Annotated in this window: 17 protein-coding genes and 1 tRNA gene; 2 read left to right on the forward strand and 16 right to left on the reverse strand. The window is 43.8% G+C overall.

The annotated features are described in order from the left end of the window. From ABC831_RS06840 to ABC831_RS06850, 3 genes are all read right to left on the reverse strand, one after another. A complete protein-coding gene (locus ABC831_RS06840) occupies nt 1-3,105 on the reverse strand; it encodes a phage tail protein (RefSeq protein ID WP_343247478.1) in 3,105 nt (1,034 codons plus the stop codon). Continuing rightward, on the reverse strand, nt 3,105-3,896 hold the full coding sequence (locus ABC831_RS06845) for a phage tail domain-containing protein (RefSeq protein ID WP_343247479.1): 792 nt from the start codon (nt 3,894-3,896) through the stop codon (nt 3,105-3,107). The genes ABC831_RS06840 and ABC831_RS06845 overlap by 1 nt, the downstream gene beginning before the upstream one ends. A 269-nt stretch (nt 3,897-4,165) precedes the next feature. Next, nucleotides 4,166-8,509, reverse strand: coding sequence for a hypothetical protein (locus tag ABC831_RS06850; RefSeq protein WP_343247480.1), 4,344 nt, complete (start codon nt 8,507-8,509; stop codon nt 4,166-4,168). 102 nt (nt 8,510-8,611) lie between these two features. Between ABC831_RS06850 and ABC831_RS06855 the strand changes: the two genes are divergently transcribed. Next, the gene (locus ABC831_RS06855; RefSeq protein ID WP_343247481.1) at nt 8,612-9,040 is read left to right on the forward strand and encodes a hypothetical protein; all 429 of its coding nucleotides are present in this window, start codon (nt 8,612-8,614) and stop codon (nt 9,038-9,040) included. 434 nt (nt 9,041-9,474) lie between these two features. Here the strand turns inward: ABC831_RS06855 and ABC831_RS06860 are convergent, their stop codons facing one another. The 13 genes from ABC831_RS06860 to ABC831_RS06920 all read right to left on the reverse strand — a co-directional run bounded on the left by ABC831_RS06860 (nt 9,475) and on the right by ABC831_RS06920 (nt 20,455). Next, nucleotides 9,475-9,849, reverse strand: a complete 375-nt coding sequence (locus tag ABC831_RS06860) for a hypothetical protein (RefSeq protein ID WP_343247482.1) — start codon at nt 9,847-9,849, stop codon at nt 9,475-9,477. Nucleotides 9,850-9,948: 99 nt separating this feature from the next. Then, nucleotides 9,949-10,647 (reverse strand): hypothetical protein, encoded by a 699-nt coding sequence (locus ABC831_RS06865; protein ID WP_343247483.1) that lies wholly within the window; start codon nt 10,645-10,647, stop codon nt 9,949-9,951. A gap of 116 nt (nt 10,648-10,763) precedes the next feature. After that, nucleotides 10,764-10,952: a hypothetical protein gene (locus ABC831_RS06870; protein WP_343247484.1), complete on the reverse strand. Its 189-nt coding sequence runs from the start codon at nt 10,950-10,952 to the stop codon at nt 10,764-10,766. 266 nt (nt 10,953-11,218) lie between these two features. Next, nucleotides 11,219-11,485 (reverse strand): hypothetical protein, encoded by a 267-nt coding sequence (locus ABC831_RS06875; RefSeq protein WP_343247485.1) that lies wholly within the window; start codon nt 11,483-11,485, stop codon nt 11,219-11,221. Nucleotides 11,486-11,692: 207 nt separating this feature from the next. After that, nucleotides 11,693-12,496 carry a hypothetical protein gene (locus ABC831_RS06880; protein ID WP_343247486.1) on the reverse strand — a complete coding sequence of 268 codons (804 nt, stop codon included), beginning with the start codon at nt 12,494-12,496 and terminating at the stop codon, nt 11,693-11,695. A 115-nt stretch (nt 12,497-12,611) separates the two neighbouring features. Beyond that, nucleotides 12,612-13,361, reverse strand: coding sequence for a hypothetical protein (locus ABC831_RS06885; protein WP_343247487.1), 750 nt, complete (start codon nt 13,359-13,361; stop codon nt 12,612-12,614). Nucleotides 13,362-13,366: 5 nt separating this feature from the next. After that, complete coding sequence (locus ABC831_RS06890; protein WP_343247488.1) at nt 13,367-13,852, reverse strand: hypothetical protein; 486 nt, start codon at nt 13,850-13,852, stop codon at nt 13,367-13,369. Between the two features lie 14 nt (nt 13,853-13,866). Beyond that, nucleotides 13,867-14,115 carry a phage holin gene (locus tag ABC831_RS06895; protein WP_343247489.1) on the reverse strand — a complete coding sequence of 83 codons (249 nt, stop codon included), beginning with the start codon at nt 14,113-14,115 and terminating at the stop codon, nt 13,867-13,869. A 38-nt stretch (nt 14,116-14,153) separates the two neighbouring features. Next, nucleotides 14,154-14,276 (reverse strand): hypothetical protein, encoded by a 123-nt coding sequence (locus ABC831_RS06900; protein WP_343247490.1) that lies wholly within the window; start codon nt 14,274-14,276, stop codon nt 14,154-14,156. Between the two features lie 387 nt (nt 14,277-14,663). Continuing rightward, nucleotides 14,664-15,269, reverse strand: a complete 606-nt coding sequence (locus ABC831_RS06905; RefSeq protein ID WP_343247491.1) for a hypothetical protein — start codon at nt 15,267-15,269, stop codon at nt 14,664-14,666. 86 nt (nt 15,270-15,355) lie between these two features. After that, a complete protein-coding gene (locus ABC831_RS06910) occupies nt 15,356-17,869 on the reverse strand; it encodes an RNA dependent RNA polymerase (protein WP_343247492.1) in 2,514 nt (837 codons plus the stop codon). A 25-nt stretch (nt 17,870-17,894) separates the two neighbouring features. Beyond that, nucleotides 17,895-18,278 (reverse strand): hypothetical protein, encoded by a 384-nt coding sequence (locus ABC831_RS06915; RefSeq protein WP_343247493.1) that lies wholly within the window; start codon nt 18,276-18,278, stop codon nt 17,895-17,897. Nucleotides 18,279-19,153: 875 nt separating this feature from the next. Next, a complete protein-coding gene (locus ABC831_RS06920; protein WP_343247494.1) occupies nt 19,154-20,455 on the reverse strand; it encodes a sensor domain-containing diguanylate cyclase in 1,302 nt (433 codons plus the stop codon). Between the two features lie 314 nt (nt 20,456-20,769). On the opposite strand from ABC831_RS06920, the gene ABC831_RS06925 reads away from it, so the two are divergent. Continuing rightward, nucleotides 20,770-20,842, forward strand: a tRNA-Thr gene (locus tag ABC831_RS06925). Nucleotides 20,843-21,107 lie beyond the last annotated feature (265 nt).

The following is a 21,107-nucleotide window of genomic DNA, read 5'->3' on the forward strand; positions in this document are numbered from 1 at the left end:
TTAGTTCACCTCCTGGTTCGTGGGTGGGGTTTTTGTGGGTTGCGTTTTTGTGTGTTGCATGTTGGTTTGGGGGGCGGTAAGCTGATTGATCTTTTCTTCGAGGGCGGATACTTTGGCGGCCAATTCCTTGACGCCGCCCCAGAGGACGCCGATTGAGGAGTACATGTTAATCCGCTGGCCATCTTTGCTTAGAATCTTGTCACTGGTTTTGTAGCCGTCGCCGATTACAAATCCGTAGGTTGTATAGTCTACTCCACGGGCCAGTGAACTATTGTAATTATAGGAATATACATCGGTGTTCAGCACATCATCCAACAGATTATCTGGAATAAAAAAGTTAGATTTCAGTTCAGCTCCGGATCTTTTTTCCGGACCATCCGTAGTGTAGATAGTTCCGTTACCGTTGTCCAGTACGGATACAAATTGGGAATGAACCTGCGTTTCTTCTTTGCCGTTTTTCACTACCAGAGAGTTCGTGTTGGCTTTGACAACGATGTCTTTGTTAGAGGTCTGAAATATGTGGAAACCTCCTCCATAGAGGTCGGTTTGGTAGGTCCCACCAGTGTTATGTACGATACATTTTACACTGTCTTCTTCACCGCCGTTGATGATAACGTTTTCGGTGTACAGCAATCCGTTATGTCCGATCCTGGTCAATGCATCATTTCCATCCGGATTATGGCCTCCGGCGGCAAAGGCATATTTCGACGGGTTAGAACTGATAAATACGTCGTTACTGCTGATACTGTCATTGGTGATCTGCCAGCCGCCGATCGTACCGCCGGTGGCAGTGAGATTCCCGGAGATGGAAGCGCCCGTGGCGGTCAGCCTTCCATCGGGTGTGATCTCTGAGGAAACGGTACCGGTACTGTTGATGATTTTCAGATGGCCGCCGATAATATTAGGAGAACGAATCTCCGTGGCGCTGATATAGGTGCTATTGAGGTAATCGGGAACTTTGGGTATTTCATCCTTCGTGGCCATATTATCCGGTTTGTTTACCTTATCCCAAGTGATCGTCCCGCCCAGGATTGTTATACTTTTGGCAGTTACATCGCCGTTTGGTGTGACTTTAAAGTTGTTTCCGTTGGTAATTTCATTAGCGACTAAATGAGAGGTGGCGACATAACCGGATAAAACAGCTTCGGCCATCAATCCGTATATTTTTTGACCTTCAACCTCAAATTGTCCCAGACCGGTCTTGGCTGTTTCCATGTTATCGCTGGAATAGATTAACTTATTCCCGGTCAGGATCGCTTCGCAGCTGCTGTAGCTGCCATCTTCCTCAAGCATGCGAAGATGGATACCGTTTTCATCGATTGTGATGTCGTTTCGGTTAGATGAGGAATGAATGGAGGTGATCGCCGTATCCAGGCCATCTTTAATCATTTTGTCGATATCCGTGATTTGATCGGCCGATTTCTGCCAATAGGATTTCCAGTCTGCTACAGTTTTTCCGGAAGTCACGGCCTGATCCAATAAGTCTGAATGGTTATCGAACTCACTTTTGCTGCGCATGGCATTACCGAATTCACAGGAGAATTCGGTTGGATTGTCAAATGAGATCGTATATTGCAGAAGCCGTACCAGGAAGGAATAATTTTCCCGAAGTGTTACATGAATGTAGTTTCCTACATCAAACCGGCCGGCCAGGGGGGTGAATTCCTTCAGGGCGAATATATTGCTCATATCCATGGAGAATGTGAGCTGTGGCCTGGAGATTTTTGTAAGATATTTTTTACCATATTCGAACAGCTCATTTCTGGTATTCTGTTCATCAACCAGAGATTCGTGATCGGTGACGACAAAGTTCGAATCCTGCCAGGTGTCTTCTCTTATGAAACGGGTTATTTTCTTTTGCTGCTCCGGTGTCAGATTATTCTTCCAATGGACGTCGGATGCTATCGCATTCATTTGATTTAGAATCTGTTCGATCTCTTGATTGACAGCGGTAATTTCATTCCGGCGTATCTCGAGTTCTTCTTTTGCAGCAGATAATTTATCGTATTCTTTTTTATATTGCTCATAATTCGGATTATCTTTATCCGACCAGCCCAGTTCAATCTTAAAGAGATTGGTGGTTTCTAAACTTTTGATTTTTCGTAACAGTGCTTCACGGCCGTATTTTGTCCAGTCCTCCTCTTCAGAACCAGGAGCCGGCATTCGGTTGATCAGTTCAGAGCACTCGAGATCTTTGGCATCTACCTGTGCGGCCAGATCCCCGTATTCTTTTGTTTTGGAATTGAATTTATCCAGATATGCGGTCCAGGCATCGTAAAGTTCCTGTCCCATCCACTCGGAAGTGTGATAGTAGGAGAGATCCAGTACGCTGTCCTGCCCCATGTTCAGGTTTCGAACGTCCAGGCCGTCGGCGCCGAGAATCGTGAGCGAAGTCACGATATCGTCCGCATTATAATTGACAGAGACGGTATTTGCCAGATTCTCATAGGAAATGTAGATGCTGGTGTCTTCCCCTATGTTATCCTCGGCATAGACCTCGATGGTGTTCGTGATGGTATCAAACACAAAGACACAGCCGAAAGTATCAGCCACGTCCTTCGTAAGAAAACTGTATACATCCTGTTCATCGATTTCAAAGGAGCGCATATGCGTTCGGATGCTGGCATCTACGTTACCGATCTTCCACTGGGGAAATTTTTCCAGGCACAGGTGCAGCAAAGACTTGGAGTGATCGATGTTCCACAATTCTACCCCTTCGATATCTTCTCCATTATACTGGTTGATATAAAAGGATTTCAGCCGTTTTTTTGTCAGTTCATATTGCAGACTGTAGGCTCTGCATTCCTTATGTTCCGAGACCGCATCTTTTTCGATGGAAGGTTCCTGTATTTCAAAATAACCAAAGTTTTCAATGTAGATCAAACGGAGGGCTTCTATTTTATCATACAAGGGTGTAAGGATTTTAGTACCGTAAATATCGGTGTATTCTCTGGGTACCTGGAAGGTGATCTCGTCGATATCATTGAACTTTCTGGTCAGATTGATGTCAGCAGCCGGAAGCGCTCCGAGGATTTCTTTATCCACTTCACACAGATAGAGGGTAGGGGGATCAGGCATGTCGTATAAATGAAACGGATATGACATTACAGATCACCGCCTTTCAGAAGGCAGCGATAGGTAAATTTCAGGGAGCTGTTTCCATTGACTCTGATTTCATTAACTCCGCGTTTCAGATGGATCCAGCCAAGATTGAAGTCTGAACCCAGATTTTTATAGCGGCCGTTGATCAGGATGATCTGATTCTGATTATCTACGGTGACCGTGTCGCTGGAGAGGATGTGATCTAACTGAAACGTATCGTTGGTAGTCAGGTTCTCGATCTTCAAAGTGGGGAAGGAAGGGGCCATTTGTAAGGTAATGAGCGGCCGGACCGGTGTCTCCTCATCGGAGTCGTTATAAAGGGTAAAGGTGTAATCGGGTTTATCGATGATAAAGCTTTTGGAGATCTCATCGGAAAAGCCGAAGGATGAATTACAGGTAAATACGATACTCAGGCCGATGACTTTTCCATATTGTTTTCTTTTGTAGATCTCCGTGGCCCGGCAGCAGTAGCGGACATCATCGTACTCCGGATCAAGGATCTGAAGCCAGCAGGGATGCCGGCGGCCGGTGAGCCAGGCTGCGATTTCCCGGATCTGAAAATAGCTGAAATAGGAACCGTCTTTGTGGGTTACGGTGATTCGGAAGGATAAGGGATTCGAATACTGGATACCGTAATCCTGCTTAAAGGGAAGCGGGCTTTCGGATACCAAAGGCTCGACATTCAGGCCCATGTCCACTTCGTCATCGGTTTCGTCGCCAATGCTGGCGAGTAATAATTGGTAGCGGTCTGAGCTGATTCCGTCGTATATAAAGCTTGATCCATAGACGGGCATAGCAACACCTCCTAAATGTTTTTTTGCTTTGTTGGTTACATTTGGTTCATTGTTGGTTTGATTGAGGCAGGTTGATGGAGACATGTATAACAGCTTGGGACATGTCCATTTCGAAATGGACATGTCCCGGATTATGTATTCTGGATTGAGGATTCCCAGATAACAGGTTTTTTTGATTGGACTTTGGTGTGTATGGCAGGGTAACAGATTTTTTTTAAATTTTAATTAGAAAAATATCTAATAGTATTTCGGTAATTGTCGGATATTGGTTATCCCCTTCTTGCACCTGATTTGTAAAGAGATTGGTTCAGCTTTCCTACTGCTTTGAGGATAGAATGGTCTATCTGTTTTTGGATTTTCTGGATATTCTGATTATCTACGCTGCCCTGAATGTAGACTGGACATTTGATGTCAATGTTGGTTGGCGAGTTGGTTTGCTGCTGATTGGATGCTCCGATTCCGGGGAGAGCGGGAGAGGCCATGGCGGATAAAAGCAGGGAAGGGGCTGCGGTGGAGAGACGGTAGAGATTGTCAGTCTGCTGCTTGGTGAATACCTGGTCGCCCTCGTTCATTAGGTGGAAGGAACCGGTTGGGGTTCTGGAGAAGATGGCTTCGGTACCCTGCTCGTTGACTAGGGCCAGACCTGAGGAGGCGTGGCGGGTACCCCGGGCATAGTATACAATATGATACCCCTTACCATCTTCAGCGTTATGCCTACTTAACCAATCTTCCGCATCCTCAGTAGAAGAGAATGTTCCCATAAGTTTTCCTAAGGAAGTAACAATCTGACATCTTCTCCAGTCCTTACTTTTTTGTGGGGAAGGTTTGCTGGATGTGGAAGAACCGCCTGAAGAAGAACCGCCTGAGCCTGAAGAGGAGGAAGAACCTTCGCTAGCTGATGAATCCATGGATTTATAGGACTGATCTATCTGACTGAGCATATTCAGTATTTTTTTAGCTGTTTCATCTGCTTTTTTGCCGAGTTCTTCGAAATCATTTCCCAGATTGCCTAATTCCGTAGTAAAATGGCTCTTTTTTTCGTCAAAGGATGTAGTAAATTCGGCCAGTGCGCCCGAGCTTTCTATCCATGGATTAACAATAGCGGCGGACAGTTGAATGCCATATTCGTCTCCCATTTGTGTTAGGGTATCATAAACAGCTGTGTGATTGTCCTGAACTGTTTGAAGACTGGTTTTGATAAGTTCTTCTTCGTTGGTAAGAGATTCTTCGAGAAGCGTAATTTTATTTTCCTGATCCGCCTTATAATTTTCAAGTTCAGTATCAAGAGCCGCTTTTTGCTGATCAATAGATTCATCATAATAAATCTCGTCCAGCTCTTTTTGCTTGTCAGTCAGTTCCGACTGTATCTTTTTTTTCTTAGCGGCCGCTTCCTGTGAGTCATCTGTTGAGAGACCATTTAACTGTCTTTGAAGCTTGTATATCTCATCCTGTTTTTCCTTGACGGAATCCTGAAAATCATGGCTTTCTTTCTCAATATCCAGAGCTTCTTTTTTCTTATTAATAAGTTCTTCGGTAGCGCTGATTTCTTTTTCAATACCCTTTTTCACGGCATCTACTCTGGCTTTGTTTAGAGCTACGATTCCGTCCTTTGCATCCTGGGCCGCTTTGACTGCATCCCATTGTTTGTTGGTTAATTCCTGGAGTTTTTCATTGTATTCCAGAGTGGAATACTCACCCCGGGCATATGCTTCGTTAAGTTTAGCGATCGCATCGCTGTATTCTCTGGCTTTCTTAATGGCCAGTTCATAAGCTTCACCATATAATGCGAGAGAAGTGAGTCCCTCATTAGTCCATTCTCCGGTATCCTCATCCACAAGATCCTTTTTGCCGAGGATATCGATGATATTATGGATCTCATTGTCTAAGCCATCGAGGCGATCAATGAATTTGTCGAATTGTTCCCAATGCAGCTCATTGATTTTATTCTGGAAATCTTCGACATTGGTGGTGCATTTCATAATTTCATCTTTGGTGTCCTCGACGGCTTGAGTCATTTTAAACCATTGTTCTGTGCCGACTTCAATTTGCCCCGAGGATACGCTGTCGTTAAGGAAAGATTCCAGATCGCTTCGTTTTTGAGTCAGAATTTGTATTTGTTTGTTTTGAGAGTTAATTAGTTCTTCGTAGAATGATTTACCTACGAGATTACCTTGGGACTCCTGAAGCTTAATGGCATCCTGGATTTTGTCATCACGGTCAGTAAATAAACTTAGACGCAGATTATGGCCTTTTCCTAATTCATCGAATTTTTTGATCAATTCATCGAGAGCTTTTTTGGCCTCGTCGGCAGCATCTTTTACAGTATCAGCTGTGTTCTTTGCTGTATCAGCAACAGATTTTGCATTATCCTTAAATGATTTTAGAAAGTTTCCCTCTTTAGAGTAATCGATTATTGGTGAAGTTACTTTAGGGGGCTTAGTATACACGGAATTTCGGGCAGCAGCGATCTCATCTAAAGCATTTTGCCTTAATTGTTCCATGGTTTCGGGACTTAGTTGGTTGGCGCTTAACGCATAGGAATACGTTTTAAGAGCAGAGTTGGCTCCACCTAAAGCGCTTATTAATGCACTAAGATTGTCTATATCGGCGCTGGTGTTTAATGAATTTTCATTTGCCAATGCTTTTTGAAGTGCATATGTATAGAGTGCCTGCTGGGCATCACTGCTAATGATATTCTCTTTAGAAAGTGCATCGATTTCTGCAGCTGTAATATTTACCAGATTAATGCCATGTGCGTTACTGACATCTTTTATTTGCGCATATTGTTCTTGTGTTAAGCCCAGCGCTGCCAAAACCATCTCATTTGCATTCAAAATCCCTAATTCTGTAAGTTGGTTTGCGACAAAATCGGCATTAGAAAGATTTAAATCTTCCATAATTCCCTGTTGCTTGATATATTCTTCTGTCAACCCATTAAAGGATTCCTGTATCTCTTGAATAGAGGAAGCGGAATTACTAATTACACTGATGAAATTCTCGAAACTATCTAAATCACCAAATGTTTGCGATAGTGAGGAATAGTTATCAAAAGTTAGTCCTTCAGGATCTTCTGTTAATGCATGATAAGCCTCACCTAAATTACCCATACCTTCTTTTAATGAGGAAAGTCCTGCTATTTTATCAGAAAGTCTGCTGAATGAATTGTCTGCATTTTTTGCAACCTCAGCTAATTGCTTGACCCAGTCTATAATTTCTGGCGGTTTATCTTCTCCGATAATTTCTAATAATGCAGATAATTGATTATCAATAAGATCGCTAATTGCATCTGACAGGTCTTCGGAATGCCCTTCTAATGTTGGAAATACGCGAACCAGCTCACCGATGTCTGATTTATCAAGATCTCCTGATCTAGATTTCTGGAGAGCATTTCCTAGTGTTTCAACGGTTGACTTGTAGTTGTCGATACTTTCGTTTTCATCGATTGTAAGTCCTATAGTCACCTTTTCTTGAGATGCGGCATCCTGTACTTTGCCGATCTCTGCCATGATCTTAGCATGAGTTGTATCGGCATCCAGGTTAAGTGTGGTCAGAATCTCTAACTGTTGATCATCCAAAGTATCTAAGTCGGAAGTTGAGAGATTATCAAATTTTAACAAGGCAGTTTCCTGCTGAGCTTTTTTTATACTTTCTAAATAGGAATTCGCTTCATCTAATTTACTTTGCCATTCATCTCGCTGAGTTTCCGCAGTCTTAAGGTCTTCACCGGTGAGATATCCATTATCAATAACTTGCTGTGCCTGTATGAGATTCTCATTAAATTGATTTCGCTTTTCAATTAAAACACCATATTGTTTTGATGCTTGATTCGTATATATATCTGCTTCAGATTTGATGATGTTTAATTTTCGAAGATTAGATTCATAAGACGAACTTCCTTCTGTATTTTTTAAATCTTCTTCGGCCTTCTTTAAGCGTTTTTTTAACTCATTGGTGGTATTTAATATATTGTCTGAAACTTGAGATACTGTCCTAAAACTATCTGAGCTAAACCAGCTGTTTTCTTTTTCTAACTGGCGCTGTAAACTGTCTTTCGCAAAACCTGTTCCAGGTACTCCTATAACATGTTTATCATATTCCTTTTGTTGAATTTCTAAACTCTCTTTTTCATATTGCAGCTGATTGTCAATGTTAACCAATTGGTTCTTTGACGCACTTTTATCGCCCTCACTATTATTAATATCTAAAATAAGAGAAACACGGGTGTCCTGGAGACCACTTATTTTAGTTTTTAAAGTATCGATATTGGACTGGATCTCTTCGAGCGATACATTCATTTTATCCCACATTGCGGCTAAAGCACTTACCGCTATATTTGCTGCAACAAATATTCCTGCACTTAAAGCGGAATTGAGAAAGGTGGTGCCGACAGTGGTCAAATCAATGGCAGAACCTAAGGAATCAAAGGAGCTAGTACATTTGTCTAAATAGGGGGATAAATCATCGAACTTTTTCTCCCCAGATTCTACTCCTTGAAAAAATGAATTTAGTTCAGGAAGCGCTTTTTTAAACTGGGACATTCCAGCGGCATCACCTGATTTTAAATAACTTTGATATTGTTTTATAATAGATTTTACAGGAATGCCTTGTGTCATAGAAAGCGCTGTAGGTTTACTTTTTGTTGGATTTACCAGACTACTTTTTGTTGTGATTAATATTAATATTTGCTATAATAGACTAAAAAAGGAGGCGGTTTTATGAGTGATATGGAGGACTATTTTTATTATTGCACAAAATGCGGATGGAATACTGTGATGCCAAGGGATAAGTGCCCTCATTGTAATATTGAACTTAATAAATATGATTGTAATACGGAAGATTTTTTTGATCTTTCAGATGAAGAACGAGAAAAGTTACAAGCAACTGTTGAAGAGATAATTGCTAATAGTCCAGATTTTGATCCTGTATTACGTGATGAAAGGTTAGCAAAAGAGAAAAGGTCAGATGAAGAGCTTAAAAGGAATATGCATAGAAATAGAGTAACAGTAACTTGTCCTTATTGTAATTCTACAGATACCAGAAAAATTAGTGCAGGTTCAAGAATTATATCCGCTGATTTATTTGGCCTTGCATCGTCAAATCTAGGAAAACAATGGCACTGCAGAAACTGTGGCAGTGATTTCTGATTTTTATACTATGCCATTCTACCGAAACATGCTGGCTAACATGTCACAACTACACACGAGTCCGTCGGTAGATACGGACTCATAATTTATATCGGAGCGTGTGCTGCTCCGTAGCCCTGAGTACACCTTAATGAATTGTTGATACAACAATCCAAATGACCCTGATACTCGATGAACCTAGTTCTCAATGAGAACTGTCGGCTGCGGATTATCCAAAACACTGGAGTTTTTACTATACCGTTAGTTTTCACTATTGCCATCATAAAGTCGCCATTATGATTTAGTATCCAGGGTTTATCGGACGTTCCCGTCCCCCAATTATGAAAGGGAGAGTATGGCATCACCCATACTCCATTTCTGTCATTTAACTATGGAAGTCCTTGCTGTAAAAAACAGCTCGTACACATCACTGCTAAACTTCCCAGTGGCATATTTTAATAGAGGGCAAAACAGCATAATTTGACCCTACCACTGCTTGTAATGATATCTGTAAACGAGGTAATGGTTCTTGTTCCCACACTGGTAATCATTGATTTCATTGTACTTGCAGTAATGTCTTTAACACCCTTCAAGGCCCCACCAATAGAACTATTCACCTTCCCCGTATCCACAGATATCTTCTCAATCTTCAAATTCTTAGATATCTGAGCCGATAACTGATCCACCGTTTTCTTCAACGAACTCTTATCCAATGTATAACTCAGCTTCACCGGATTCCGATTCAAATAATTCTGTATTTCTTTCAGGTCACTCCGGACACCGGAAGGATCCAGTCCGACAGCAACCATGTTTTCTGTATTTTCACTCATATATAATCACTCCTTTCGTCATTCCGGCACTCCTCCAAACGCCGGAACAACCTTTCACAATACCTGTTTTTTGGCCTGACTTTCCAAGCCAAGCCCATCCTATGCCACCACACCTTTCCGTTCCAATCCGACAGCCTCATCAGACCCCGATCCCCTGGAATCCTTACTGAAAGCGCCAACTGTATTACCGGTTGCGACCTGCCCTTCCAATCCAGACTCATTGCCAGCCCCGACAGTTCTGTCGCCATACATACCGCTATACATACCGTCAATCCCTCCTACACCGTCAATCTGCTGCATCCAGCTGAAATCCCCAGCCTTCGCCCGGTCCACCAGCGCCTCCATCAACTGACTGAATCCATCCTTCCCTTTCAGAGCCATCGATTTCCGATACTCAATCTTCTGATCACACAGCTCCTCCAGTCTTTGCAGGAATCCGATCGCATTGGTCTGTGTCCGGACCAGTTTTCCAACGGGGGACAGGCTGCACCGGTACATTTCCTCTGCATCAAAGTCCCCGAGCTTCACATCCGCGGAGAGGCTTAACACATAATACAACACCAGCAGGTCCCTGATCTCCGGGTGATACCCGCCGTCCTCCGGTACAACGACTTCTGCCACCTTTTCAGAAACAGCCGCGATCGTAGCAAAATCAAAAGGACGAAATACGATTTTCACCAATCCATCGGAATTCTCCACAAGCTCCTGCGGTACAAACCCCGCGTGGTCCTCGTGATAGCAATATACAGCAGTATAGTCGGCTGCTTTGACAATTTTCTTCATTTCAGTTTTATTCATGAAAACTTCCTCCTATCGAAACATTACTTTAAAAAGTTAAATTACAATTCCTCTTAGCTATATTCCAAAATGAAACAACGGATAACCGGCGTAGCTGATAACAAAGTATACTCAGCTCAATACAGCTCATGTCTGCACCAAAGCTCATAAGCCTTTTTCGTATCCTCCCTGTTAAATACAAACACGAGCGTATCCCTTGACCAAAACAAATCTACAAGCGGAATATTATGCTTTATATACATCCCCGCCTGCTTCGTATTCACGATGCGCACCGTATCCTCGATTTCATATTCCCTATGGAACATTTCCGAATATTCTTTAATGGCTGCTCACTCCTTATTAATTATAAAATTTTAAAATAAACGAATAATCCAAACGTACTCCAAACGAAACTCCAAATGAAGCTCCAAACGAAACTTCAACAATTTCGTAAAAAATGGACTGTACGAAAAGCGAATAGCGTTCCGTACAGCCCACATAGAAACAAAGGAAAAATCACTATTCAATATAGAGCGGTTGCCCATGTACTCATTTATGAAAATCGAATGTTCGTAACCGTGTGCATTCGAAATTATGAATGAAGAATCTCCTCGATTCTGGCCTGAATCTCCGGCAGGTAGGTGTCAAGATCAGAAAGATCGCATTCCGTCAGCGCATCCCGGGCCGCCTGGCGGCCCACAGAGCGGATTTCAAAGTCATGCAGAATCGAAAAGATTTTAAAGTGGCTGACCGTATCCGTAACCGTCCGCCAGGGTTTGAACTGCCTGGTTTCCAGACAGCTTTGGCAGACGTGGTATCCGGCGCCGCAGATCGCGCAGTGCGCATTTATATAATCCATATTTTCCTCCATGCGTACTTTACTGCGCATATCGGCATGAGTGAATATTTTTTGTTCAATCATCCTACTTGCGCATGTATTCACGCACATTCAGGTAAGGGTGAAATTTGTTAGCCATTACCACCCATGATAAAATGCCTGATGCATTCATTTGTTTGAGTGCCGAAATACACACGATCGAACATTCCGGCACTCAGTCCATTTTAATTAATCTCTGGACACCAAAATATCAAACAGCTTAGCAGAATCCGCACAATACGGTTTCTTCAGGGAATAAGTAAACGGATGCTTTCCGTCAGATTTCAGTGACAGGCTGATCGCCGTGGGATCCAGCTGCGCTCTCGGGCAGACGATAATACCGGCGTATACCAGATTCGCATCACAGGGATCATGGAAGATGGCATGGATGAGCAGTTTCTGCACTTCCGGAATCTTATCGGTGGATTTGCTGATCGATACGGCGTTATCACTTTCGTAAGCATAATTTACGAATACACGTCCGGTTGTACCTTCGGGTAAAGTAATGGTTTTGGTAGCTGCGGCCAGAGTAAACTTGCCTGCGCCAGCAGCAGCGGCTACTTCATAAGTTTCGCCAAACGTGTTATTATCGTTGATCACTTTGACATACTTGATTTCCGCGCCGGATGCACCTACGGGCACATGCTTCAGAACTACGGTCGCGTCCGATCCGATGGTGACGGTCTCAGAAGCATACATCGTAATCTTGTTATCTGCGGTAGCGACTACTTTCTCAGCGCCGAACTGGCTGGCAGCCAGATCCAGGGAGAACAGGGAATTGCTTCCGCTGAATTTACCCTGCTGTGCATTGTAGAATGTGTGAATCGGGGTTCCCATGGCGTCTACCACGTCCAGGGCGGTGGCGGACGTCTCCAGAACCGGTTCTTCGATCTGTGTCAGTCTGCCGATTAATTCGTCTGTAGCGGGATTATAGGCTTCTACCGCTCTGATCCTTTCGAGAATTAACTCATTGGGGTTAAAATTGAATTCCATATTGAATTCCTCCTTGTTTTTTATTTGGATTACCGTTTGCGGCATCCGATTTATATAAACCGGCCGCGTCAGTCCCTGACTGCGGCCGACTTATTTCTTAAAATATCTTAATTACTTATTCCAGATCTCCCATCCAGTCCAGCTCCTTCTTATTGATCTCCTTGAGCGAGATCCCAAAGCCGGAATAGCCGCTTTCCAACAAAAGTCCCGCGTTCTTGATCTTAGCGATCCGTTTCACGCTGTCCATAAAGGCATAGATTTTCATGTTCCATACCTGATCCAGATTGTATTTAAATCCTTCGCTGTTGACCATTGCGGAGATCAGGTTCCTCAAATGACTGTGGTATGGTTTATCTTTAAACCGAAGATACTCTTCTCTGGCATCTTCGATCAGGATCTGCTTCGTGGTCTCATTGGCCGGTTTCTTCTCGTCTTTGGTGAGGCCGTGCATCTGACGCAGATAATCTGTCAACTCCCCGTATAACGCAGCGTCTATGACAATATCCTGTGCGCTGTTATACATAACGACCTCCCTGGTTTCCCCATGGACAAACGGCTCAAACTGCTGCAGATCCAGATCCCCCAACAGGATACCGGTCTGTTCCCGGCTGTAGTATTTGGAGAGAAAACTGTAGAAGAGCTGAAACTCGTCAATCTGTGTATAATCGATCCCCATGTCCCAGAGCTGCCATTTTAAATCAGCCGGGACACTGCAAAGTGTGATCACCATCTGATAATATTCTTTTTCTCCATACATACAGATCTCGTCCAGAGTGGGCTGATGGATGAGAAGTTGGCCGGAGAGCGGATAATCCGCCCCCCGGTAGAGCAATAGTTCATCGACGGCTGCTTCTGATCGTTCCAATCTACCTACCCCCTGTCCTCACAGTAACTGTTCAGACAGCTGGTTTCGAACAGCAGCTTACGGTACAGGCAGTTATTTTCCAACACGCCTTCCGTATCAGAAGTCAGCAAAAACGGGCCGAAACTGCCCAGGTCATTTCGTCCGTGGAATCTCTGGGTCAGCAGGTCTGCCAGATAGTCATTCCGGTTGCGGAATTCCGGATCAGAACCTGCGGCGGCCGCTAAATGCTGTTCATGGGAAATAATCTGCAGTTCCAGAGTCGGGACCAGCCATTTCTTATCCTCGCTGACTTTTGGAATGTGCAGCTGCACCGTCAGATAGGTAGCTGTCTTATCCCAGGCGGCCGGATTTTTCTGGTGATCAAACAAAAACTGCCCATACGGATCGTTGGCAGTCACGGTGTCGCCCAGTTCTTTTGTCACGGCGGGGTCATTGCGGATCTCGTTGATCACGGCCTCTTTAAGCCTGGATAAATTCATACAATTTGCCATTGGCGTATGCCTCCTTAATTTGGTTCTTCGTAGGTAAGGGCGCGGCCGGAATCATTTACCCCCTTCGTGGTGGGGTCGATGAGTATGCCGAGGCCTGCCAGCATGTTAACGAGCAGCGGGAGAAGGGACAGGATATCATTCTGAGCCACAGCCGGGGTAATCCCCAGCAGCGCAAGAACCTGATAAATAAAAGCCACGACGGCTGTGATAAAAGCGATAACAAATGTTTTGTTTTTAAATCGTACTTTCCAATTGATTTTCATATTTACCTCCATTGGCACATGAATACTGCGCCTTACATTTAGCGAATAGGGTCCTGCTGACAATTCAGCAAATGGGTCTGCCGGTATTCTTCCAGCAGTTTACGGTTCTTCCTGTTTTCAATCATGTAGTACTTCTTGTATTTGTGTGTTTTATTTGTCATGGGGCAGAAGATACCGTGGCTTCTAAGATAGAAACATTCGGCTTGGGTAATTGGTATAATATGGCTTCACTCACTTTCTATTTGTATTTGTGTTGTTCCTGTTCATAATTTGGAAAACAATGATACGGCTTCCGGCAGCTCTTCGGCCTCCGTCATCCCGCTGCGTTTGTTCCGGTTGTTGATGAGGCGTTGCGGATGTATGCCGAAGAGCTGCCGGAAGCCGTATCCCGTTATCGCAGGGAGGCGGCTTACGTATGGCAGAAGAAAGAACAGAAGTGTGATTTTGATATCGAATCATACAAAACGTATGTTCGCGTTATGGCGCGCCAGAATCGCACACCGGATGTACACATTTTGCCTGCACTTATCTCTAGTATTCATAAACAGTCAGGAAAACACATTTTCATATAATTTGTGGATGTCATTTTGAACCAGCTCATATTCTCCGCTGTTGTGCAGCGAAGCCTGTATGCGGTACTTCGTGTTCTGCGGAGTGGACCAGGTATAATTGTTTTTGGGTTTTTCCAGTTCTTCCAGATATTCAAAATCGATCAGTTCCTGAATATAACGCCGTTTAAGCTGGGAACGGTGCATATCGATCCACGCACCCAGGGATACGGAGGAAATATTGAATTCCCGGTTTTTATTTCCAAATGCTTTGGCATAGCACAGCAGCGCCAAAGCCACCAGCCTTGTTTTGGGGTTATTCGTGATCCGGCTGATCGTATCCCGGTCTTTCCGATTGATTTTGACGGTTTTCATTTGCAGCGGGAGAGGATTGCTCATCACATAGGTGATGATGGCGTTCAGGTCATGTTTTATGTAAATGTGGTACTGGCTGGCCCAGTGGAAGATGGCATTGCGGATATCTACATGCTTTAATCCCTCCTCTTTGTAATAGCGCGCTATAATCAGGCAGGTCCGGTACATATTGTCCTCCTGAATATGTTTTCCCTGTAAATAGTCCAGTGCTTCCTGCTTTTCGTTTATCATATTTATTCCTCCGTTCGATTTGGGTTGATCGTTCCATTGCGATATTTGAATCCGGGTTAACGGTTAACTTTTTGATCCTGATTAATTTAAAACGTGTGCTGGTAAGCAGACAGACGATACCGCTTGCCCAGGTATTCATAATCGCCCTGCTCATCCTGCAGCGGAAATTCTGCCTTCTGTGTGCGGATATTTTGGAGGAGCCCGTCTGCGGCCACCCTCCAGATGAATTTCTTGTTTTTGTTCGGATATTTTTCATAGCATAGCAATACCGCGATATTGGCTAATACTTTCGGATCGGGGCAGACATCCCGGCAGGCCTTCTGATATTTGTTATAATAAAACTGCCAGTTTATCTGGAATTCATTCGCCTGTTCCCGTGTAAGCCAGCCCTCCAGCTCCTCTTTGTATTTGTCATATTGGTGGATCATGGACTGCTCTTTGCCCAGCTCCTGCATCTCCCGGCAGAAGTCCAGATAAATCTGCTCCACAGCCGGAAATAACCCGGACGGAATCGTGATATCCGGATCTAACATAATTCTGTAGTTAAAGTCCTGACTGGATTTTGTGAAACGGATGGTTTTGTCCCATTTCTCTAATTCCTTACACAGCCGGTTCATATTGCTGCGGGATTGGGAAAATTCCTTTAGTTTGGCATAATAAGGTCCGGCGTATTTCATAAAATAGGGCAGCGGCCGTCCGTATTTGGCGATATTTCTGGGTATCTGATAAAATACCCCGGTTTTGGCATAGTCGATGGCCTTTCCATTGATGATGCTCAGAAGATCGATATAGGAATCGTAGAGCTGCCTCTGTTCCTGCGTCCTCGGCGTTTTGTTGTGATAAGCGGTGGCACAGTTACTGGTTTCGCCGATCAGATTGTTCATGGTGCGAAGGATCATATCTGCCCGCGCTTCCGGTGTGTCGGGCTCCTCCATAGCAGTGACCTTGTCCTCCCGGTCCATCACGATCGGAATATCCGGGTCCACACCCTGAATCATCTGCGGCTCATCGATGACCAGCACCAGATCCCCGTCGAAGTCCGCACCGTTCAGACGCTGGGGGGTTATACTGAGGCCGTTGATGATACAGGTGTTGGCCAGATGGCCGCAGTATTTTTCCAGCAGATCACTGGTAACGGCATTCAGGAGCACGTGCTCGGAACGGCAGATGTGGGGATTCCGTTCGATCAGCCGTTTCCCCCGGTAAGTGCCGTGTATGTCAAAGGAATAGAACTCATCGCTCTTAAGGGCGCCCACCGGTTCCAGTCCGCCGATATGTTCCATCAGTAAAATGGGGTCGGCGACCAGGAATTTAAAGGTGGATTTCAGATACAGCTTGCCGCATTTGAATTCATCCCGGTACTTCCGAAGCTGGATGGTCAGATAGTTTCGCACGCCGTCTTCCTTCAGCATTTCAGGATTTTTCAGAACGGCTTTGCTGTAGTCGTTACATGTCTCTGGCGGGGAATCGGCGAACAGGCCGAGGAAGCAGCAGGCCGTAAAGGGATCTCCCTCTACGATGCGTTCCGCCCAGCGGATGGATTCCCGTGCCAGACCGGCGAATTCCTGGTAGGAAAGGTTGAGATCCTGCAGGATCTGGTAATTCGCCCGGGTATAGAGCGGCTCTTCCTCCACAGAGTAATTCCATTTTGCGGCGCCGATGCAGTGATGGTATTTTCTGAATATTTCCCAATAACGTTCCCAGTCGCTGTAATCCTGAGCCTTCTCAAAATATTTTTTTCCTTTGTACATCGATTCGGTCATGAGGATCATAGGCTGAGAGAAATCATGGGCCTGTCCCCAGATATCCACGATATGGTCCACGCCTCGTTCCCGGTAAAAGGCCTCATAGTCCATCTGATTGGTCACGCCTTTGATGAACGGCGCTCTCCACAGGATCGTGGTGGGATCAGTCCGGCTGCCGGTGAGCTCCTTAACCATGGCGGTGACAGCCGGGTGATGGATTCCGCTGCCGTCAAAGACGTTGATACGGATATCCGCGGTAGTTTCTTCGATTTCCTTCTGAACCCAGTCCCGTTCGATCCCGTCCCGGTCCGTGAACCGGCTGCGGTGATCGGCTGCGTAACGGATATGCTGGGAAGGGATCACCCTCTCATAATCCGGGACGATGACGATCTTTGGAAGCCAGCCCTCCAGGCAGTGGCAGGAGCTTAGGGAAAGTCCCCGGTATGCATAATATTTGGACAGGACGGTTTGATCCATGTGAAGATCCATCGTGACTCTTCGGTTTATTTCGGTTTCGATGGAGGAATCGATAAAGCTTAAGATCGAGGTGCGGGTCATGGACGCGGAGCGCTCGCTTAACAGGTATTTGCGGCCGTTCAGCCACAGACCGTCCCTGATCAGGACTGAGAGCTCCTCCGCATAGGATTTGCCGCCTTTGCAGTTCACGAAGATCAGATAGGGCAGATAGTCGCGGCTGTCCCCGGTAACCAGCCGGATCTGGCGGAATAACTGGTTGTCCTGCTGCTTGATATGATAGCGCTGTTCCTCCTGTGGGGAGAGCTGCAGGCGGAATTCATGATCGATTAATAATTTCAGCGGAAATTTCCGAACGATATAAGATTTGGGTGCATGCATGGATAGAAAGTACCTCCCTTTTTGTCTAAAGCCAGACTTCGAAATAACGGCCGGCCGGTTCGTAACGTGTCTTCAAAGTGTCGTGTTCATACCTCAGAAGATCGCAGATCTGGTAAATGTAGTAGCAGTATTCGATGTTTCCTTTTCGGATCTGGCGCAGTACATCATTTATGTAATATTTGTAGCGCTGGTATTGGGTATCACCGGATTCCGGCAGGCTGTAAATACCGCTGATGCGGATATGGCTGTTTCCGCCTTTCATTTTCGAGTTACCGGATGGTACGGTGTGCTGCTTGAGATCCGTAAAAAGGTATTGCCATTGCTCGTTGGTGAGCTCGGCCGGCGGAAGTCCAGTCTGACGGATTCTGGGACTGGGGTTCGGGCCGGGGTGATTCGCTGTGTGTTCCATTCTATTTTCTCCTTCCAGATATCGTTATAAGATAGTTCATTCGCCATTCTGCTGTCAGCTGCGGGTTGGTAAATAATGGAAAACGAACATACGTACGATTATAATACATCGAAACACAATACGTGTCAATATGTAAGATAATTAAAAATAAATATAGAATTTTGTTACATTTTATTCTTTGAATTTGACACATAAAGTGAATGAGTCCTAATGTTTTTTGAAATAAAATAATAATAATGTAGTTAAGGTCTTGACTTATCAGAACGTATGTTCTATAATATTAATTACAAAGCGTTATATATTTCAAGTGTGTAGAAATGAAAATTTAATTTCCAGTTGGCAAGAGTAGAACTTCCTTTTTCATTCAAGCTATATTTAAGCACATTTAATATGGTGTTTTTAATAATTGAATTTTAACGAAATAAGTGAGAATTCTCTCACCTCTGCAGGTGGCGAGATGAATCACCCAAAACAAGATTAACGGCAGTGGTGGGCGGAGAGAAATCGGTATCCCCCACTGACATGAGGTCAAGGCACGCAGCAATAAAAGTCGTATTCTGTGAAATTACCGAGCGTGGATTGAAACAATGGTGTTATTTGGGGAAAGTCATAGATTGACAAGATTTGTAATTATTGCTTAATGGGGCTTGTTTTTCGTGGAATTTTAGAATAGTTCCGTAGAGGATGCAAGATAAAGAAATAAAGATATAAAGAAAAAAAGATATATAAATATATAGGGGTATAGGATAAAACGATAATATATATATGACTACTAATATGGAAGATTATTTTGGATGCACCGTTTTACATCAATATCTTCATTAAAATAGGAGACCCAATCGGATCTCCATTAAAATAAAAGTCAACATTTTATTTTATGAATCGTAAAAGACAATAGTATTCCGGCCTTTTTTCTTTGCCCGGTACAGAGCCTGATCCGCTTCAAGGTACAGGGTATCAAAGGTTTTCCCATTCCCCAGATACATAGCGCCCCCTACACTGCAAGATACAAAGAGTTCCTTATTGTTTTCCACTTGATACAGAGGTACCGTCTGAAAGATCATGGAAGCCCTCTTTTTAGCATCCGCTTGTGAGGTGACATTTTTAAGAAGAATCAGAAATTCATCTCCCCCGATTCTGCCGATCACATCATCTTTCCGGAAGAGCAGCCTTAACATTTCCGCTATTTTCTGCAGGACAGTATCGCCAAAGGGGTGGCCAAGCTGATCGTTGACCTGTTTAAAATGATCCAGGTCAATAAATAAAAGAGCATGGTTTTTCTGAGGTTCATTCTCTCCGATGCATTCGATAATCTGCGAGATAGTGCTTTCCCGGTTATAGAGGCCGGTCAGAGTGTCGATTTCCGATTTTATTTTTAAACGCTCTTTATCGCGGATTTCTTCATCCAGATCATTTAAAACAATCGTAATTCGTAAAGTGTTTGTTATTCTGGAGAAGTAAAGGCGGGCCTTGAATTCCATCCATTTATAAGTTCCCCTGCTTATTAATATGTAAGTAATAAGGCTTAAATCCCTTTTTCCTTCCTTATATTGGTTCAGCATTAATTCAACATTAAAAAAATCCACAAATGCTTCTGCATAATCTTTGTGTATTATGTGGGCAGCCAAAAAGTTCATGGCTTCCGAAAAGGAGACGGTTTTTATCATGCTATGGGATAAGGAGCTGCCTTCCGCGAGCAATAATTTGTCTAAGGTCAAATCTGCTTCGATCACGCCTTCAAACATCTGCCTGGACAGCTTGCGGTTTTCTCTTTCCTCCGCCAGCTGTACCTGAGCGGTTACATCGCGGCCTACCCCATAGATCCCGATCACTTTTCCGTCTTGATTTTTAATCGGAAATTTTGAAGTGGAGGAATAGCTTTTCCGTCCGTCCTGATCCGGGATTGGTTCGATTTGCTCTTTTATTGGATCTCCGCTTTCAAGAAGCCTGAGATCATCCTGTGTGTAACGTTCAGCCAGATCCCATTCAAAAATATCAAAATCTGATTTACCGGACAGAGCATCCGCATTTTGATATCCGACCATATTAGCGAAAGCCTGGGATGCAAAGATATAATTCAGGTCGGTATCTTTTATAAAAATCAGATCCGGCGTATTGGACAGAAAAGACCGGAAGGTCATTAACATAAAAGTATCTTTATCCTTTTGACTATTCATAGAAAATAGCTCAACTCCTGCTCAGATGATTTTTTATACATTTCCGAACTTTCTATAAGTAAAAGTAAATTCCATGATGTCAATTCCTGAAAGACGGCGGAAATCTGTTCTTAACAAACCAGTAATAAGTTTAACATAAAGAAAAAGAGATGTCGAATATTTTAAGTATGTTTAAGAATCGTGATAAAGAATCAGCCATATGCATCGGCAATTATAAATTTATCGAATTGTGTAAAAAAAATACAGAATTTTGGAAAAATGATATTGACAATTAGTGGCAGCATATAGTATAGTATACAAGGTTGCTGAAACACGCTGTCATAGCTCAGACGGTAGAGCGCAGCATTGGTAGTGCTGAGGTCACGAGTTCGATTCTCGTTGACAGCTTATCGAAAGACTTTCCAGGGAATTTATCTCTTGAAAGTCTTTTTTTCATTTACTGCTGACCGTAAGCTTCCATGTATATTATACCACATATATTGAAAGTAAAAATGGAATACTAGTATAAGCGATAAAGGTTGAACGAATGTCCGCCTATATCTAATTTGAAAGCTTTTATTACAAATCCACCTGTAGGATATATATCAAATACCTTTATGTGCTAAGTTTAAAAAATACCTGTATGGGTTACTAATTGTGCTAACAAACGCAC

The sequence above is a fragment of the Diplocloster hominis genome (assembly GCF_032380655.1).
GTDB classification, from domain to species: domain Bacteria; phylum Bacillota; class Clostridia; order Lachnospirales; family Lachnospiraceae; genus Diplocloster; species Diplocloster hominis.

Coding starts and splice junctions, on each gene's coding strand:
- ABC831_RS06840 (WP_343247478.1), bottom strand. CDS start 3,105: ATGTCATATCCGTTTCATTTATACGACATGCCTGATCCCCCTACCCTC.
- ABC831_RS06845 (WP_343247479.1), bottom strand. CDS start 3,896: ATGCCCGTCTATGGATCAAGCTTTATATACGACGGAATCAGCTCAGAC.
- ABC831_RS06850 (WP_343247480.1), bottom strand. CDS start 8,509: ATGACACAAGGCATTCCTGTAAAATCTATTATAAAACAATATCAAAGT.
- ABC831_RS06855 (WP_343247481.1), top strand. CDS start 8,612: ATGAGTGATATGGAGGACTATTTTTATTATTGCACAAAATGCGGATGG.
- ABC831_RS06860 (WP_343247482.1), bottom strand. CDS start 9,849: ATGAGTGAAAATACAGAAAACATGGTTGCTGTCGGACTGGATCCTTCC.
- ABC831_RS06865 (WP_343247483.1), bottom strand. CDS start 10,647: ATGAATAAAACTGAAATGAAGAAAATTGTCAAAGCAGCCGACTATACT.
- ABC831_RS06870 (WP_343247484.1), bottom strand. CDS start 10,952: ATGTTCCATAGGGAATATGAAATCGAGGATACGGTGCGCATCGTGAAT.
- ABC831_RS06875 (WP_343247485.1), bottom strand. CDS start 11,485: ATGGATTATATAAATGCGCACTGCGCGATCTGCGGCGCCGGATACCAC.
- ABC831_RS06880 (WP_343247486.1), bottom strand. CDS start 12,496: ATGGAATTCAATTTTAACCCCAATGAGTTAATTCTCGAAAGGATCAGA.
- ABC831_RS06890 (WP_343247488.1), bottom strand. CDS start 13,852: ATGGCAAATTGTATGAATTTATCCAGGCTTAAAGAGGCCGTGATCAAC.
- ABC831_RS06895 (WP_343247489.1), bottom strand. CDS start 14,115: ATGAAAATCAATTGGAAAGTACGATTTAAAAACAAAACATTTGTTATC.
- ABC831_RS06900 (WP_343247490.1), bottom strand. CDS start 14,276: ATGACAAATAAAACACACAAATACAAGAAGTACTACATGATTGAAAAC.
- ABC831_RS06905 (WP_343247491.1), bottom strand. CDS start 15,269: ATGATAAACGAAAAGCAGGAAGCACTGGACTATTTACAGGGAAAACAT.
- ABC831_RS06910 (WP_343247492.1), bottom strand. CDS start 17,869: ATGCATGCACCCAAATCTTATATCGTTCGGAAATTTCCGCTGAAATTA.
- ABC831_RS06915 (WP_343247493.1), bottom strand. CDS start 18,278: ATGGAACACACAGCGAATCACCCCGGCCCGAACCCCAGTCCCAGAATC.
- ABC831_RS06920 (WP_343247494.1), bottom strand. CDS start 20,455: ATGAATAGTCAAAAGGATAAAGATACTTTTATGTTAATGACCTTCCGG.